This window comes from Belliella alkalica (assembly GCF_022549785.1).
Lineage (GTDB): Bacteria > Bacteroidota > Bacteroidia > Cytophagales > Cyclobacteriaceae > Belliella > Belliella alkalica.
This window is the reverse complement of the sequence record NZ_JAKZGO010000012.1, coordinates 54,099-71,512: the sequence shown is the minus strand read 5'-3', so window position 1 is coordinate 71,512 and position 17,414 is coordinate 54,099. Positions and strand designations below refer to the sequence as shown.

Annotated in this window: 14 protein-coding genes and 1 other RNA gene; 6 read left to right on the top strand and 9 right to left on the bottom strand. The window is 38.6% G+C overall.

Annotation, left to right across the window (positions count from 1 at the left end):
- Window positions 1-5: 5 nt before the first annotated feature.
- The 5 genes from MM213_RS14345 to MM213_RS14325 all read right to left on the bottom strand — a co-directional run bounded on the left by MM213_RS14345 (window position 6) and on the right by MM213_RS14325 (window position 4,849).
- Entirely contained in the window at window positions 6-290 is a 285-nt protein-coding gene (locus MM213_RS14345) for a GNAT family N-acetyltransferase (RefSeq protein ID WP_241413315.1), read from the bottom strand.
- Between the two features lie 3 nt (window positions 291-293).
- Window positions 294-1,694 (bottom strand): aldehyde dehydrogenase family protein, encoded by a 1,401-nt coding sequence (locus tag MM213_RS14340; RefSeq protein WP_241413314.1) that lies wholly within the window; start codon window positions 1,692-1,694, stop codon window positions 294-296.
- Window positions 1,691-3,331, bottom strand: coding sequence for an acetolactate synthase large subunit (locus tag MM213_RS14335; RefSeq protein ID WP_241413312.1), 1,641 nt, complete (start codon window positions 3,329-3,331; stop codon window positions 1,691-1,693). Before MM213_RS14335 ends, MM213_RS14340 begins: the two co-directional genes overlap by 4 nt.
- Window positions 3,332-3,470: 139 nt before the next feature.
- Window positions 3,471-4,031, bottom strand: coding sequence for a porin family protein (locus MM213_RS14330; protein ID WP_241413311.1), 561 nt, complete (start codon window positions 4,029-4,031; stop codon window positions 3,471-3,473).
- A gap of 143 nt (window positions 4,032-4,174) precedes the next feature.
- Window positions 4,175-4,849: a hypothetical protein gene (locus MM213_RS14325; RefSeq protein WP_241413310.1), complete on the bottom strand. Its 675-nt coding sequence runs from the start codon at window positions 4,847-4,849 to the stop codon at window positions 4,175-4,177.
- A gap of 71 nt (window positions 4,850-4,920) precedes the next feature.
- Between MM213_RS14325 and MM213_RS14320 the strand changes: the two genes are divergently transcribed.
- Window positions 4,921-5,916: a LuxE/PaaK family acyltransferase gene (locus MM213_RS14320; protein WP_241413308.1), complete on the top strand. Its 996-nt coding sequence runs from the start codon at window positions 4,921-4,923 to the stop codon at window positions 5,914-5,916.
- Window positions 5,917-6,105: 189 nt separating this feature from the next.
- Here the strand turns inward: MM213_RS14320 and MM213_RS14315 are convergent, their stop codons facing one another.
- Entirely contained in the window at window positions 6,106-7,263 is a 1,158-nt protein-coding gene (locus MM213_RS14315) for a sigma-54-dependent transcriptional regulator (protein WP_241413306.1), read from the bottom strand.
- A gap of 27 nt (window positions 7,264-7,290) precedes the next feature.
- An RNA gene (gene rnpB / locus MM213_RS14310) (RNase P RNA component class A) lies at window positions 7,291-7,703 on the bottom strand.
- 253 nt (window positions 7,704-7,956) lie between these two features.
- Between rnpB and MM213_RS14305 the strand changes: the two genes are divergently transcribed.
- The 4 genes from MM213_RS14305 (at window position 7,957) to MM213_RS14290 (ending at window position 12,906) form a co-directional block, all read left to right on the top strand.
- Complete coding sequence (locus MM213_RS14305; RefSeq protein WP_241413305.1) at window positions 7,957-10,428, top strand: TonB-dependent receptor; 2,472 nt, start codon at window positions 7,957-7,959, stop codon at window positions 10,426-10,428.
- A gap of 191 nt (window positions 10,429-10,619) precedes the next feature.
- On the top strand, window positions 10,620-11,087 hold the full coding sequence (locus tag MM213_RS14300; RefSeq protein WP_241413303.1) for a hypothetical protein: 468 nt from the start codon (window positions 10,620-10,622) through the stop codon (window positions 11,085-11,087).
- 42 nt (window positions 11,088-11,129) lie between these two features.
- Window positions 11,130-11,723 (top strand): DUF3109 family protein, encoded by a 594-nt coding sequence (locus tag MM213_RS14295; RefSeq protein WP_241413301.1) that lies wholly within the window; start codon window positions 11,130-11,132, stop codon window positions 11,721-11,723.
- A 61-nt stretch (window positions 11,724-11,784) separates the two neighbouring features.
- Window positions 11,785-12,906 (top strand): DUF4221 family protein, encoded by a 1,122-nt coding sequence (locus tag MM213_RS14290; RefSeq protein ID WP_241413300.1) that lies wholly within the window; start codon window positions 11,785-11,787, stop codon window positions 12,904-12,906.
- 1 nt (window position 12,907) lies between these two features.
- Here MM213_RS14290 and MM213_RS14285 read toward each other — a convergent pair whose 3' ends face one another.
- A complete protein-coding gene (locus tag MM213_RS14285) occupies window positions 12,908-13,678 on the bottom strand; it encodes a YdcF family protein (protein ID WP_241413298.1) in 771 nt (256 codons plus the stop codon).
- Between the two features lie 235 nt (window positions 13,679-13,913).
- On the bottom strand, window positions 13,914-14,177 hold the full coding sequence (locus tag MM213_RS14280; protein ID WP_241413297.1) for a hypothetical protein: 264 nt from the start codon (window positions 14,175-14,177) through the stop codon (window positions 13,914-13,916).
- A 187-nt stretch (window positions 14,178-14,364) separates the two neighbouring features.
- Between MM213_RS14280 and MM213_RS14275 the strand changes: the two genes are divergently transcribed.
- Window positions 14,365-17,319, top strand: a complete 2,955-nt coding sequence (locus MM213_RS14275; RefSeq protein WP_241413296.1) for an FAD-binding and (Fe-S)-binding domain-containing protein — start codon at window positions 14,365-14,367, stop codon at window positions 17,317-17,319.
- The last annotated feature ends 95 nt before the right edge of the window (window positions 17,320-17,414 follow it).

Here is a 17,414-nt window from a genome sequence, read left to right as displayed (position 1 = left end):
ATTAATTAAGCTTTTACATCTTGGATTTCCTTATTTTCTTGAAAGATTTTTTTGACAAATGGACAAAGAGGAAGAATTTTAAGGTTTTCCTCCCTTGCATAGGCTACTCCTGCATTCACCAAACTCTCACCATGTCCTTTGCCTTCATGTTCAGAATCCACCTCAGTATGATCTATGACCATCTTTTCGCTTCCTTCCATTTTATATGTCATTAGGCCTATCTGCTTGTCATCTTCAAGCAAAATAAACTGACTCTTATCTCCAGTATTTTGATGTGTTATAGTTGCCATATTTTATAGAAGTTTACTTTTGATTACCATCAATTTTTCTCTTGTCATTTCATGCATAGAATATGGAATCCCACCTAAACCTTCTCCAGAAGCATCTCTACCTCCAAAAGGCATCCAATCTACTCTGAATGCAGTATGGTCATTGACCATCACAGCGGTTGCATTGAGTTTTTGAACGGTATCCAAAGCAATGTCTAAATTCTGTGTAAACACAGCTGCTTGAAAATGATATTGAAGAGAGTTTGCGATTTCAATGGCTTTTTCTCTATCTGAATATGGATAAACACATATCACAGGGCCGAAAATTTCTTCCTTAGAGACTTTCATGTCCTGCGATGGATCCCATAAAACCGTAGGTTCGAAGCAGGTGTCTGATATCCTCTTTCCTCCAGAAATTGCTTCAGCACCATTTTCTACAGCTTCATTTACCCATTCTTCTATTCTATCTACTTCTTTTGGAGTGATCAATGGACCAACTTCCGTTTTCTTGTCCAGTGGATCACCTACGACCATTTTTTTACCAGCCGCTGCGATTTTCTCTGCTACATCTCGAGCAATTGATTCATGGACAAAAACCTTTTGTACCGAAACACAAACCTGACCGGCATGGTAAAAACCTCCCTTTGCCAATGCAGGGATCATTTCTTCAATTTTTGCGTCTTTTTCTACTATTACAGGAGCAGCACCGCCATGTTCGAGTGCACAACGAGTTCCAGGAGCTAGTTTGGATTTTAGATACCAACCCACTTTTGCTGACCCGATGAATGAGAGATAATTTATCCTTTGATCGGTAACCAAAGATTCTGCTATGTCGTTGTCTGTGATGATTATCTGAACCCAACCTTCTGGAACTCCAGCTTCTTTCAGAATCTCCAAGAATGCAAAACAAGAAAGTGGGGTAGTAGATGCAGGTTTTACAATCACAGGACATCCTGCAGCAAACGCTGTGACGGTCTGATGGATGATCAGATTAAGGGGATGATTGAAAGCAGAAATGGAAGCTATTACGCCAATCGGCTCTCTGGTGGTGAATGCTATTCTTCCTACAGATGCTTCTGTCAGTCCCATAGGAATCTGCTCTCCAGTCAATCTTCCGATTTCCTCAGCAGCTATTTTCACACCGTTGATAGCGCGCAAAACTTCCACTTTGGAGTCTTGATAAGGTTTTCCGCCTTCTTCTGCTGCAGTATTGGTCAATTCCTCTACTTTTCCCTTCATGATTTCCTGAACTTTCTCCAAGATCTCAATTCTTTTGAAAGTAGGAATCCATTTGCTTCGATTTTGAAAAAGTCCGTATGCGGTTTCAAGGGAATCCATCACTTCTTTTTTGCCCATCATCGGGATTTCCTTGATCAATTCTTGATTAAATGGGTTGTATATCTTCAATGTTTTCTGATCACTCATAGCTTATCTACTTTTTCTTTTAACATTACATTCAAAATCGGGTGGTTGAGGGAGTAATCGACAGGTAAATCTATCAAATGAACTCCATCGGTATTGAGACAATGATCAAGGATTTTTTGGAAATCACCGTCACTTTCAGGTCTATAGCCATTTGCTCCATAGCTTTCGGCATATTTGACAAAGTCTGGGTTTTTATAATCCAAACCAAAATCTTCGAAGCCCATATCTTCTTGTTTCCACTTGATCATTCCATAAGCTGAATCATTCAAAATGATTACTGTTAGGTTCAAGCCCAATCTGACAGCAGTTTCCATTTCTTGGGAATTCATCATAAATCCACCATCTCCGCATACTGATACCACCCTTTTTTCAGGATTGAGGATTTTGACCATCATGGCTGAAGGCAGGCCAGCCCCCATAGAGGCCAAAGCGTTGTCTAGGAGAAGGGTATTTGGCTGGTGACAAACGTAGTTCCTTGCAAACCAAAGTTTATATACACCATTGTCTAAAGTGATGAAATCCTCAGAGGCTAGCTTGTTCCGAAGGATATTTACCAACCTTTGGGGAAGGGTAGGGAATCGCTCATCCTCAAAATACTTACTCAAATGACCAGCTACCTCTTTCTTGACTTTCTCGAAGAATTCAAACTCCCAATGACTTTGCTTCGCAATATTGGAAGTGATTTTTTTGATTGCATTGGTAATGTCACCGACTACATTGAGCTGTGGAAAATAGACAGGGTCAACTTCCGCAGGTGAAAAATTGATATGGATAACCTTTTTGCCTCCTTGTTTCATGAAGAATGGTGGCTTTTCGATCACGTCGTGCCCTACATTGATGATTAGGTCAGCAGCTTCTATCGCAGCATGGACAAAATCATTGCTAGATAAGGCAGCCGTGCCCAAATATTGAGGATGTCTTTCATCAATGACACCTTTTCCCATTTGTGTATTGAAGAAAAATATCCCGGTCTGATCCACAAAACTCTTAAGCGCATCGCAAGTGATTTTTCTATTTGCTCCAGCACCTATAAGAAGAAGTGGCATCTTTGCATCTTGGATCATTTTGATCGCTTGGTCAGTGGCTTTGTCATCAGGTTTTGGGATGATATGGCCTGTGACTTCAAATACGTTATCATCACATTCTTCTTGGGCAATATCCTCAGGAAATTCCAAATGTACTGCGCCTGGTTTTTCTTCTATGGCAATTCTGAAAGCTTCTCTTATTTGGGAAGCAATGTTATTGCTATTGACGATTTGCTTGGTGTATTTGGTGATCGGACGCATCATGTCCACCACATCTATGATTTGAAATCTAGCTTGTTTGCTTTTTTTGATCGGCTTTTGACCTGTGATCATCATCATTGGCATACCTCCAAGTTGGGCGTAAGCGGCAGGGGTAACTAGATTGGTCGCTCCAGGACCGAGAGTTGCCATGCAAACTCCAGGTTTGCCCGTAAGCCGCCCATAAGTAGCAGCCATAAAGCCAGCGCCTTGTTCATGACGGTTGAGGATGAGTTTGATTGATGAATTTTTGAGAGATTGAAGTAAGTCTAGATTCTCTTCACCGGGTACGGCAAAGATGTACTCTACTCCTTCATTTTCTAAAGCTTTTACAAAAAGGTCTGATGCTTTCATAATTGGTTTTGTGGTTAGAGAAAAAAACGGTCGACAGTTATACAACCGATATTAAGTGAAAATGATTTCAGTAAATCTATATTCACTATAACCAAAAAAAGTTCCCGGAGGAACTTTTTTTGGAGTGGTATTAATTGGTTTAGAACCTTATTCCAGCAGAAAGTTGAACAACTCTATTGGTCACATCTGCATTTGGCTTCACATCAGTGAGGCCTAAATTATATCTTCCTTGAATAAACAATGGTCCGAATACCTGAAGTGTAACTCCCCCCGAAACCGCAAAATCAAAAGTGTTTGACTTCTCAAGGTTTACGTTTTCTTTTTCATTCATCAAAAAAGATACTTGAGGTCCTACGTCGAGAGATAGTCTGTTTGGAATCAAATAAATCCTTGCCAAAATTGGCACGGATATATATCCCAATTCATTTTTGAAATCATCAGAAGCTCCCGCAAAAGATACGTTGGCACCCATTGTAGAATAAAGAAGCTCTGGCTGAATAGATAATCTACTTCCTAGTCCAAGTTCTACAAATGCACCAGCATGATAGCTTGTGATACTTTCTGAGTCAAAATTTGCGCTTGTACCTTCGAAGTTAGAGAAGTTTGCACCTCCTTTAAGACCAAAATTCAATCCTTGGGCATAAGTTTCTGAGAAACCCACGAGTGCCAAGATTAGGGTGAGATAGAGTGATTTTTTCATGATTTTTCAAATTAGGTTTGGGTGTCGAACAAATTTCAAACAACAAAATTGTAACAATTAATTTTCTTTGTACAATATCGCAAAAACCCGTCCAAAAAGAAAAACTATAAATAAAATTGAATTAATTATATAATGTGGATAATCTAATTCCTTCTTATTTGTGCTAGTGTAAGTTCTGGACTAGATACCACATTGCTGCGGTTTAGCGCTCTATCTTGAATTTGGACATCTATTCTAAGCGTATCGGTTCTAAATATGGATTCCCAACCGAAAGAAAGCATGGCATACTCAATCGTTCCCTCTACAGCTTTTGGTTGGTTGTTTGTGAGTATTCTTGGGAATCTGCCATTGAATGTGGTGAAAAATGGCGGGGCTTCCCATCGAAATTCATTAAAAACACCATTTCTTTTTATAAAAAACTTCACAAAAATATTATTGTGATTTGGGTTTTGCTCTACCCATATTGTGTCATTTACAATGGTATTGTTTACTCTTGGGTTTATAGCCCAATCTATTGGGTTGTAACTAGGTGCATTGTTTGGTCTATTGCTATAGGTGATTATTGCGCCGCTATTGTCTCTGATGAAATTTAAGCTATTAAATGGTGGGTTGATATCAATAGCATTCAGTCCCAAATCACCTTCTGCATCTTTGAAGCTTATTTTTACTTTTAGAGAGTCTCCATTTTGAGAGGTTACGAAGTTCAGATCCTCAAAAGTGATTTCAGGAACTGAGGGGAAATTGTCAGGAGGGCTAATACAAGCACCCAAAAGCGCTGCAAACAATACGATGTGGAGGTAGTTTCTAACACTATTCATGTTCCAAATTAATTTCAATAAAGTCTTCTGAGGTAAAATTGCTTAATTTTGTCAAGACAAATTATAAAACGATGAATTATTTCAAAAGTTTTTCTGAAGATATCCTTAATTTTAATATTAAAAATTTCGAGGAAAAGGCTTTGGAACTTTTTAGGTTTCAGGCAGAAAGCAACGCTGTCTACAAATCATATTTGAAAGCAAGGAGAGTTGATCCTCAAAGTGTAACGAAATTAGATGATATTCCATTTTTACCAATCCGGTTTTTTAAAGATCATCAAATTACCTCAGGAGAGATTGGTGATCTTGGTAAGTTTTACTCAAGTAGTGGAACGACAGGAATGATTACAAGCAAACACTATATTTGGTCAGAGGAGTTTTACTTAAATCATGCCCTCAATCTTTTTGAGAAAGAATATGGGAAGATCTCTGACTATCATGTTTTAGCGCTTTTGCCGGCCTATATGGAAAGACCTGGGAGCTCGTTGGTGAGTATGGCGGAATATTTTATCCAAAAATCCGAATCACCACATTCAGGAACTTATTTGTACAATCATAAAGAACTTATTGAGAAACTAGATTTATTAAAAAACAGTGAGAAGAAAATAATTTTGCTTGGGGTGACTTTTGCGTTGTTGGACTTAGCGGAAGGAGGGATGGATTTCCCCAAAATGGGAAATTTGATCGTGATGGAAACAGGAGGGATGAAGGGGAGAAGAAAGGAAATGATTAGACAGGAAGTTCATGATATTTTGACAGGAGCATTTCACTTAGAAAATATACACTCGGAATACGGCATGACTGAACTGATGTCTCAAGCTTATTCAAAAGGAAATGGAAAATATACTTTACCTAACACGATGCACGTTGTGATAAGAGATGTTAATGATCCTTTTTCTGTATCTGAAAAAAGTCAAGGTGGAATCAATGTAATTGATTTGGCAAATTTCCATTCTTGCTCATTTATAGAAACACAAGATTTGGGTAGATTTGATCAAGATGGAAATTTAGAGATTTTGGGAAGATTTGACAATAGTGAAGTAAGAGGATGTAACTTAATGGTGAATTAATTTTGTATTCCTCTAAGAATTAGACATCTTTGGACTTTAATAAAAAGAGAATTATGAAAAGAGTATTGATAGCAGTGCTTACTGTAGGTATCTTAGCACTAAGTTCTTGTGCATCGAGCAGACCATGTCCGGCTTATGCCAAAGCATTGGACGCGAAAGAAATTAAAGGATAAAAAAATATGCTGACTATCAATAGTCAGCATATTTTTTTATATCGTCAAGACATATAGTTTTTTCACCTAGAATCACCAATCTCTCCACCACATTTCTCAATTCCCTAATATTTCCTGTCCATGGAAATTCTTGCAATTTGGATAATGCAGCTTTGTCAATATCTTTTTTGGCAGTACCATACTCTTTGGATATGTCTTCCAAAAATTTCTCAACCAATAAAGGGATGTCTTCCTTACGATCTTTCAAAGCAGGTACCTGAATCAATATCACACTCAACCTATGGTAGAGATCCTCTCTGAATTTTCCCTCTTCAATTTCCTTTTTTAGATCTTTGTTGGTAGCCGCAAGTACTCGGACATCTACTCGGATATCTTTATCTCCACCGACTCTACTTACTTTATGCTCTTGAAGCGCGCGCAGTACTTTTGCTTGTGCAGAAAGACTCATATCGCCAATTTCATCCAAAAACAAAGTCCCTCCATCTGCTTGCTCAAACTTTCCTTGTCTTTGCTTATTTGCTGACGTAAAAGCTCCTTTCTCGTGCCCAAAAAGTTCACTTTCTATCAGTTCTGATGGTATGGCAGCACAGTTTACCGCAATAAATGGAGAGGCAGAACGATTACTCTTGGCATGTAACCAATGGGCAACAAGTTCTTTTCCTGTACCATTCGGACCAGTGATCAGTACCCGAGCATCTGTTGGAGCAACTTTCTCGATAGTATCTTTCACCTGCTTGATAGGGTCAGATTCTCCTACCATATCCAGTTTTTTTGACAGCTTCTTCTTCAAGACCTTAGTCTCTGTGACCAACACTTTTTTGTCAAGGGCATTTCTGACTGTCAGCAAGAGTCTGTTGAGATCAGGTGGTTTTGGCACAAAATCAAAAGCTCCTTTTTTGGTAGCTTCCACAGCAGTTTCTATACTTCCATGTGCCGAAATCATGATGAATTGAGGCTGTTTATCCAAAGTAGCTACCTTGTCCAAAACCTCTATTCCATCCATTTTGGGCATTTTGATATCACACAGGACAAGATCAAAATCTTCTTCTTGGATTTTTTTCCATCCTTCTTCACCATCTTGAGCTTCGGAGATATCGTACTTTTCATATTCTAAAATTTCTTTCAAAGTGGCTCTGATCACCCTTTCATCGTCGATAATTAGAATTTTTGGCATATGAGTATATTGTTTTCTAAATGTTAAAAAGAGTGCAAGCCTATAAGCCGGGTTCTGTCTTCCAATTGCTAGGCAATTGGATTACTTGTCATTTATCTAGATCTGCCCTCACGGACAGACTCAATCAACCTACCCATCCCGCAGAAAGACGAGCAGCCTTTTCCAGAATTGAATCTGGTGCGGGACCTATTTGGTCTTTCAACCCATAAGGTTTACCCTGCTCCCGATGTCACCAGCGGGACGGTGGGCTCTTACCCCACCATTTCACCCTTACCCCGATCCCGATAGCTATCGGGATCGAGGCGGTATATTTTCTGTGGCACTTTCTGTAATCAAGCCGTCACCAACTTGACCCCTTCCCGTTAGGAAGTATGGCGCTCTATGTTGCCCGGACTTTCCTCTCTCCCGAATTACGAGACAGCGACAAGCCAGCTTGCACGACGCAAAGAAAAGGATTTTATTTCATTCTTTGATATCCGTAAACTTATCTATTCTCCTTTTGATCAGGATATTCAATCTGAAAGGTCGTTTTTTCACGTATTTCACCCCATCAAATTCAAAATTATCAATTACGTAGATGGATAATTTTAATCAAAAAAATCTCTAATCTTATTTGGATTAAGTTTAAATAGAAGATACTTTTGCGTATTAATTATACTAAATCTAAATAAGAATAGCTTAATCTCAGGAAGGATGACAACAAAAATTACTGCTTTTATTTTAGCTTTTGGGATGCTTATGACCGGTTCGGGTCATTTGGAAGCAAATGCGTTGAAAGAGGAAAAGCCAATGTTGAATGAAAAAGAAACAATGCTTTCGAACAATGAAAAGGATGAAGTTCTTAAAGGTGTAATTAAAGGAAATACAGGAAATCCAGTTCCTTTTGCCAATATTCAAGTATTGGGAACTATAAAAGGAGCAGTCGCAGATGGCAATGGAGAGTTTTCGTTAGTCAATCTTCCAAATGGCAATTATGAATTGAAGGTCTCGGCGGTCGGTTATAGATCTGTGACTAGATCTGTGGAAATCGTAAATGGCGAAATTCAAGAAGTTGAGGTTGTCTTTTCTGAGTCAGGTGTAGATATGCCGGAAATTACAATCATTTCGAGCAAAGATCGCTTATTTTCCAAGACTCCTGGGTCGGTTAATTATATAGATAAAAGGGAATTGAATTTCGTCAATCCTATCAGTATTGCAGAGGCTCTTAGACGTACTCCTGGAGTGAATGTCGTTGAAGATGATCTTACAGGGATGAGGCTGAGCATGGGTATTCGTGGTCTAGATCCCAATATGAGTCGATCTATCTTAATAATGGAGGATGGTGTTCCTGTAGCGTTGAATCCTTATGGAGAACCTGAAATGTATTATACTCCCCCTGTTGACCGCATGGAAGGCATGGAGATTTTGAAAGGTTCAGGTCAAATTCTTTATGGCCCTAGGACTGTCGGAGGAGTTGTGAATTTTATCACAGCAAATCCACCGGAATCTTCCGAAGGTAGAATCAATATCCAAGGTGGTCAGGGAGGTTATTTTTCAGGATTGGTAAATTATGGAAATACAGTAGGAAATACAGGCTATCATGTGAGTTTGTTGAGAAGAAGTGCTGACAAATTAGGACCGACGACTTTTGGGATGACAGATCTCAATGCAAAATTTTTGTTTGATCTTAGCGATCGTTCTGAGCTTGGAATGAAAATAGGCATCTATGACGAAATATCGAACACCACCTATATAGGGATGAATCAGTTGATGTTTGAAAGGGGTGAAAATGATTTCGACCATTTGGCGCCAGATGATAAGTTGGAAGTAAGACGATTATCTCTCAGTTTGTCACATAAATATAATATTAGTGACAACGTCCGTTTGAGAACGATAGCTTATGGATATACCACAAAAAGAAATTGGAGTAGGCAAGACTTTGCAATAAACGCTACAAATACAGCACCTCCAAATTGGACAGGTGAATTCTGGGGCGATTTAGATGTACCGGGAGGTGCCATATTTATGAGAGATGGTACTGGAAACAGGGATCGTTCTTATGAGGTAGCAGGTGTAGAACCAAGAATCGAAGCCAACCATAGTTTATTCAATTTGGAAAATGAATTGATAACGGGTGTTCGATTGCATTATGAAAGAGCATATGTACAAAGGGTAAATGGGACTAAAGCAGGTGTTCGAAGTGGGGTTTTGCGTGAAGACGAAATTCGTATAGGACACGCTGTCAGCGGTTATTTTCAAAATACCACTAAAATCACTTCAAAATTTGATGTGAATGTAGGTCTTCGTTATGAAAATTATGTAGCGGAAAGGGATATTTTGCGAGGGGTGTTTAATAATGTGGTACGTGACACTGTCTTGGTAGGATCGAATGTGGTGAGTGAGTTTATTCCAGGTGCAGGTTTCAATTATCGTCCAATTAAACAAATCAATGTTTTCGGAGGTGTCCATAGAGGATTTGGTCCTCCTAGGTTGCAGGATGCTGTGACAGGAGAGGGGCAAGCTCTTGATTTAGATGCAGAATCTTCCGTAAATCTTGAATTTGGAATCCGTTCTCAGTTCAAACCTTGGTTGTTCGTAGAGTTTGCAGCTTTCAGAATGGACTTCAGCAATCAGATTATTCCTGTAGCGCAATCTTTGGGCACAGCTGGATTTGGTGTAGTCAATGCAGGGCGTACGCTTCATCAGGGTGTAGAAGGGATGATTAATGTAGATTTTTCAAAACTCTTTGAGTGGGAGAAAGTGAATTTGTTCTACGATGCAAATATTACATATGTAAACTCAGTCTTCGGAGCAGATCGTATCATCAATGAAGTAAATGTAAATGGTTTTAGAACACCCTATGCACCGGAATGGTTGATAAATACAGCAGTTACTTTTGAATCGGAAATGGGTATTGGTGGCCGAGTTACCGTAAACCATGTTGGTCAACAATTTACAGATCAAGTCAATACTGTCGAGCCTAATTTTAGTGGTCGAATAGGTTTGATGCCTTCATTCACTACAGTTGACGTGACTTTGATGTATGATGTGAAAAAATGGAATTCAAGATTCAATATAACTGCCAAAAATCTTACAAATGAGAGGTATATAGCCTCAAGAAGACCAGAAGGTATTCGAATGGGTTTGCCAAGATTCATCACCGCAGGCTACGAGTTTAGGTTCTAAGAAAAAATATTTGAGTTTTTTTCATACTCTTATAAACAATCTTTGAGTAGCACTGTTTCATTGTCAGTAAGGCTTTAAATAGCTTTTCTTCATAGTGCTGGGTTGAACCGTTCCGAGTAATCGGGACGGTTCTTTTTTTTAGATCCAAGGCATTGGTTTTCATCGTATTTCCTTCCATAAAAAAAGAGAATATGAAAACCTATCCCAAATTATTTATCACAGCATTATTTACAATGATTCTTGCTTTCGGATGCTCTGAAGACAAAGAAGAAATGCCAGATCCAAACTTTATAAATGCTACCATCACTGTCAATAATGTAGGAACTTCTGCTTATGTATTCACAGCAATCGAAGGGACGGGAGCAAGTGCAGGCCTAAATATGGAAAATACAGCCCTCACTCTGAAAATAGGGTCAAGGTATGCCATCAACAACGAAGCCGGCAGACCTCATCCTTTTTTGATTATGGGGATTGGAAACACAACACTCTTGGCTCAAAACGATGTGGTTGGGACTTTTGAAAGTAACCCAGCTGTCAACTTCGTAGCGACTGATTCGACTATGATATTTACACTTACTTCTGAGATGGCTACACAAATTGCCCCTTATATGTGTGGAAGACATGCAGCTATGACTGGAAATATCAATGCAGTTGATTGATGAATCCTTTTTTGTAGCTTTGCAGCCAAAGAAAGAAAAAAAATGATACTAGTTGGCAACGCTGTGATCAGTGATGATATAAAAGAACAATTTTTTGTGTGCGATCTTGAAAAATGCAAAGGAGCATGCTGTGTCGAAGGCGATGCGGGTGCTCCTTTGGAAGATGAAGAGACGCAAATTATCGAGGATATTTATCCAATTGTGAAAGATTATATAACCCAAGAAGGTAGGGAAGCGATCGAAAAGCAAGGGACTTGGGTCATCGATAAAGATGGAGATAAAGGTACACCTACCATCGGTGACAACAGAGAGTGTGCTTATGCCCTTTATGACGAAAAAGGAATTCTAAAATGTGGGATTGAACAAGCATATCTTGATGGGAAAATTGCTTACAAAAAACCTATTTCCTGTCACCTCTATCCAATTAGGGTAAAGAAATATGACGGCTTTGAGGCTTTGAACTATGATCGTTGGGACATTTGCAGTGCTGCATGTGTCTTGGGGTCGAAACTTGGAGTGCCTATCTATAAGTTTCTCAAAGATGCTTTGATCAGGAAATTTGGGGAAGCTTGGTATGCAGAATTGGTTGAGGAAATAGAAAGTGGTGAGTCTCAGGATGAGATTAAGATAAGTTAGTTTTTTAAACTAACTGTTATTTACTAGCTTAGGATTTTATATCATCAAAATCCCAATCCAAATGACTAATTTCAAACGGTCCATCATTTTAGTATTCTTCTTTTTGGCTTGCAATTCTCCAAAAGAAAAAGAAGAAACAGTACAAAACTTAGCGTTTGAATTAGATTCCCAAACCATTTCATTTCAACTTCCAGAAGGTTGGGGACACTTCAACCTAGGATTTAGGAATACGACTGATAGAGTTTATTTTTTCAATAATAGTGGGTTTTCTTTAGCAGCTTTTGATAAAGAAAGCCAAGAACTTATTTTCTTGACAAATTTCCAAAAAGAAGGTCCAAATGGTATAGGAGGTCAAGTCTATGATTTTATGATAGATGATGATGAAAGCATTTGGCTATATGCTTCCAATGATCATCTTTACCAAATGAGCAAGGAGAGCTTGATTTTAAAGGATATAGCTTTGGATACCTCTGGGTTAGTTGAAGATAATATTGCAATTACAGCATATAATTTTCAACTCATTGGATCAAAGTTTTATACACCTTCTTTTCCGATGATTTTCAAATACAATGATCTTTCGGTCAATGAACTTGCAGCCTTGCCAAATTTGGTTGTGTATGATGTTGAAGACCATTCTTACGAAAAATTGAGTTTCTTCGATAAGGAATATTTGGGTGATAATCTGAACAAATTCATCATGCCATCTATTGGAAGGGGGAAAAATGATGAAATGATCATCAACCATCACTACAAAGACATCTTTGTTTATCACGATGGGGAGGTAAAGAGAAAGGAAGCATCGTGTTCAAAGTTTTCACCAAACCCGCCAGTTTCTGACCGGGATATTTTTGAAGACATGGATGAGATCATGAGGTTGATGAATTATTCTGACAGTTATGAAAAAATGGAATTTCTTCCGCATCAAAACCTCTATATCCGTATAGCAAAGTTTGAAGAAACTCCCGAGACTGATGCGATGCGGAGTTATGTTGCTTCAAAATGGATTTTGGTTTTTCTTGATGAAAATTTTGCCAAATTAGGGGAGTTTGTTCTTCCTGAAAAAGCAGCCAATGGAAGCTATATTTTTGATACAAAGGAAGGTATTTGGTTTTCTACAGATCATCCCGACAATGCAGATTTGGATGAGGATAAGATGCAGTTTAGATTGATTTCAAAAAACTAATTTAAAGATACCCCGCTACCTTATACATCACTATTCCCACCCACTCTTTGAATAGCTTTTGCCAAATATAGATGGAATAGGGGTCAGGATACAATAAGGTGGGCAGGTCGAACTTGCTATCATTTGAATAGTAGTCAACAGGAAACGTGTCAGTATTTAGTCCTACTTTATCAAAACATCCTTTGGATCGATACATGTGAAAAGCAGAGGTGATCAATAAGTGTTTTTGGCTTTCGGAAATGCCCATTTGATTCAGTATTTCTTTCGAAAAGGCTGCGTTTTGGTGGGTGTTTTTGGCCTTATCTTCCAAGATGATATCTGTTTCTTCCACTCCTGCAACAATCATAAAATCCCTCAACAATACAGCTTCTGGGTTTTGATTGGTAGGATTCAAACCTTGCCCTCCTGTGATCAAAACCTTTTTTACTTTCCCTAATTTATAAAGTTGTACTGCATGTGTAGCCCTGTCAGCACCTTTGTTGAAAAGGGTTCTATCCCCCACAGTTTTGTTGAGGTTGGTAACTCCAGTAAGGACAATTCCAATTTCATATTCTGGTAGTCCTGCAAATTCTTTGATCTCAGGCTCCCAAATATTCATTGCAAGATTACTTAGGAATTGGTTGCTAAAAATCAAGAGAAGTACTATTCCAAAAATCAGAATACCATTTCCCTGCTGCTTTCTAGCTCTAATTAATCCATAAATGATCAAAATCAGACAAATGCTCAATGGCATTACTAGAATACTCAGGAATTGGGAAAGGTAGAAAAACATTGTTGATCCGAAATTTTCAGAAAGATAAACATGGATCTTGATTTTATTGACTGTGAGAGGGGATTTTTAAAAATGACTAACCACTTTCTTCCTCATAGCCAAACATTTGATTGTTGAATGAACGATTTTAAGTTCTGTTGACAATGAGTTGGTGGACAGACTGTTGAGGTTAATTCCGAAGTAAACATGGCCTCTTGAAACCCAAATTGAAACATTGCGAATACTTTTATTTTTTTTAAAAACCTACCATCAGCATGTAGAAAAATACTCCGATAAGAAAAGTCAAGCCAACATATATTGTTACAGTAAGCTTGTCGCCTTCTGCTTTTCTGTCAAATCTTTCTTCGATCAATTCAGTACAATTGCCAGGATTTCTTTTTGGGAAATCTCTTTTTGTTTGATTGTATGGATTGTCTGACATTTTAGTTCTTCCACTTCTAAGGTTTCTATTGTTTTTAGTGGAATTAATCATGTCGAATCCTGAAGTTCCTCCTGCCATACTTATTTTGGGTTTCGTTTTGGGTTTCGGAATATTAAGGTACTGAATGATTTTGAGAATTTCAAATTGAACAAATTTTGTAAGGTTATGGAGGGTAATTTAAAAGAAGTTTTTGAAAAGAAATATTAGCTGAAATTTCTTCTCAGGAAATAGAGATTCCAAACAAGCTATTACTTATTTTTGAGGCATGTCTATTACAAAGCCTAACCTATTGCCAAATTTGCAAAATCTTGCCGCTCAAATTGCTGGTGAGCTAAAATTTGATACACTTACTAAAACGCTCTATGCCACTGATGCGTCTGTTTACAGAGAGATTCCTTTGGCAGTTGCTTTTCCAAAGACAGAAGAAGATATCAAAAAGTTGATCCATTTTGCAAAAGAGAATCAAACTTCTTTGATTCCCAGAACGGCAGGGACTTCCCTAGCAGGTCAGTGTGTAGGAAATGGAATCGTCGTAGATGTATCAAAGCATTTCACAAAAATCCTTGAATTCAACAAGGAAGAAAAATGGGTTCGTGTGCAGCCAGGAGTGGTGAGAGACGAGTTGAACCGCTTTTTGAAGCCCCATGGGTTGTTTTTTAGCCCGATCACATCTACAGCAAACCGAGCGATGATAGGTGGGATGGTTGGGAATAATTCCTCTGGGACTACTTCCATTGTCTATGGAACTACCAGAGAGAAAGTGATTTTATTGAATACGATCCTAAGCGATGGCAATTCTGCTGTATTTGAAGCGCTTGATAAAGCTGCTTTTGATCAAAAATGTGCTTTGGACACACTTGAAGGAAAGCTATACAAGCAATTGAAAGATGAGCTTTCAGAAGTCAAAAATCAAAATAACATAAGAGAAAATTTTCCAAAGAAATCCATCCATAGAAGAAACACTGGATACGCAGTAGATTACCTGTTGGAATCGAATATCTTTACAGAAGGAGGAGAAAAATTTAATTTTTGTAAGCTGCTTGCAGGCTCAGAAGGGACTTTGGCTTTTACTACTGAAATAAAAATCTCCCTAGACCCGCTTCCTGACCCGATAGAAGTGGTAGTTGCGGCACATTTTATATCTATTCATGAAAGCATGAAAGCTGCTCAGGTAGCGATGAAGCATCCTGCCACTGCTGTGGAATTGATGGATAAGATTATCTTGGATTGTACAAAGGAAAGTATTGAGTATAGCAAAAACCGCTACTTTGTAGAGGGGGATCCCATGGCTTTGTTGATGGTCGAGTTTACTGGAAAGACGGAGGAAGAAGCTAGAAATAAAGCAGAGAAGCTGATTCAAGACCTCAAGAAAGATGGTTTGGGATATGCTTATCCTGTAATTGAGCCAAGTATGACCAAGTCGGCTTGGGCATTGAGAAGTGCTGGGCTTGGTTTGTTGGCGAATATTCCGGGCGATGCAAAGGCTGTTGCTTGTATAGAAGATACAGCTGTGGACATTGAGGACTTGGCTGATTATATAGATGAGTTTGATAAAATGATGGATGCCTATGGGCAGCAGCCTGTGCACTATGCACATGCTGGTGCAGGAGAGATCCACTTGCGTCCGATTTTGGATTTGAAGAAGAAATCAGGTCAAGAAGAGTTTTATAACATTTCACTGGATGTTGCTAAACTGGTGAAAAAATACAATGGATCCCTTAGTGGGGAACATGGAGATGGAAGGGTGAGGGCGCCATTTATCCCACTGATGGTGGGTGAAGAGAATTATCAGCTTTTTAGAAGAATCAAATATACTTGGGACGAAAACAATATTTTCAATCCAGGTAAAATCGTGGATACAGCTCCGATGAACACCTCTTTGAGGTACGAAGCTGAGATGGTGACACCAGTTCAGAATACATTGCTGGATTTTAGTCAATCTGGAGGGATTCTAAGATTGGCAGAAAAATGTAACGGATCGGGTGATTGTCGCAAACTTCCCGAATCAGGAGGTACGATGTGTCCGAGCTACCAAGCTACCCGAAATGAAAGAGATACCACTCGCGGTAGAGCAAACACCTTGAGGGAATTTTTGACTCTGGACAAAAAAGAAAATGCATTCGATCATCCTGAAATCAAGGAGGCACTTGACCTTTGTCTTTCTTGCAAAGGCTGTACAGCAGAATGTCCTTCCAATGTGGACATGGCTTCCATGAAAGCTGAATTTCAGTACCAATACCACAAGACACATGGAGTACCATTGCGTTCCAAAGCTTTTGCAAATATCAACAGCTTGAATGAATTAGGATCGAAGATCTCAACTTTAGCTAATTTTGGATTGTCTAATTCACTGACAAGTGGTATGATGAAGTCTGTATTGGGAGTAGCCAAAAAGAGAAATCTTCCTGCTATTTCGGGCATGAGTTTGAGGAAATGGTACAATAAGAATTACCATTCACTTCCAACAAACGGTAAGAAAATCAAAGCATTGTATTTGTTTATAGATGAATTTACAAATTACAATGATACAGAAATTGGAATCACTGCTATTAAATTACTTCATAAGTTAGGTTATGAAGTAAAAGTGGTAGAGCATGATGAAAGTGGAAGGTCAGCTTTATCCAAAGGATTGTTGGAAAAGGCAAGAAAACATGCAGATAACAATGTCAAAGTTTTCCAAGATATCGTTGATGGGAGTATTCCTTTGGTAGGCATAGAACCATCTGCTATTTTGAGTTTTAGGGATGAATACCCAAAGCTTGTTAGCGACAACTTAGTCGAAGGGGCGAAAAAATTGAAATTTCACACCTTATTGATAGATGAATTTATCGGAAGGGAAATTGCAAATGGAAATATCACAGCAGATATTTTTACCAAAAATGCCAAGCAGATCAAGCTTCATGGACATTGTCATCAGAAAGCATTGTCTTCTCTTTCTTGGACTCAAAAGATGTTGTCTTTACCTGAAAACTATCAAGTTGAAATCATTCCTTCAGGCTGTTGTGGTATGGCTGGATCTTTTGGCTACGAAGCCGAGCATTATGATGTCAGTATGAAAATAGGGGAAATGGTGCTTTTTCCGGCAGTTCGAAAAGCGACCTCAGAGACAATTATCGCAGCACCGGGTACTTCATGCAGACACCAAATCATGGACGGGACTAAGAGACATGCAAAGCATCCAGTTGAAATTCTATGGGAAGCTATAAGCAATCTAAATTGAAGCTAGGCTAATTCAGAATTTTCTATCGCTCATGGCATAGTTCCTTATATCAAAATTTAATGTCACGGAAAATCTAAAACAGCAGATATGCAATT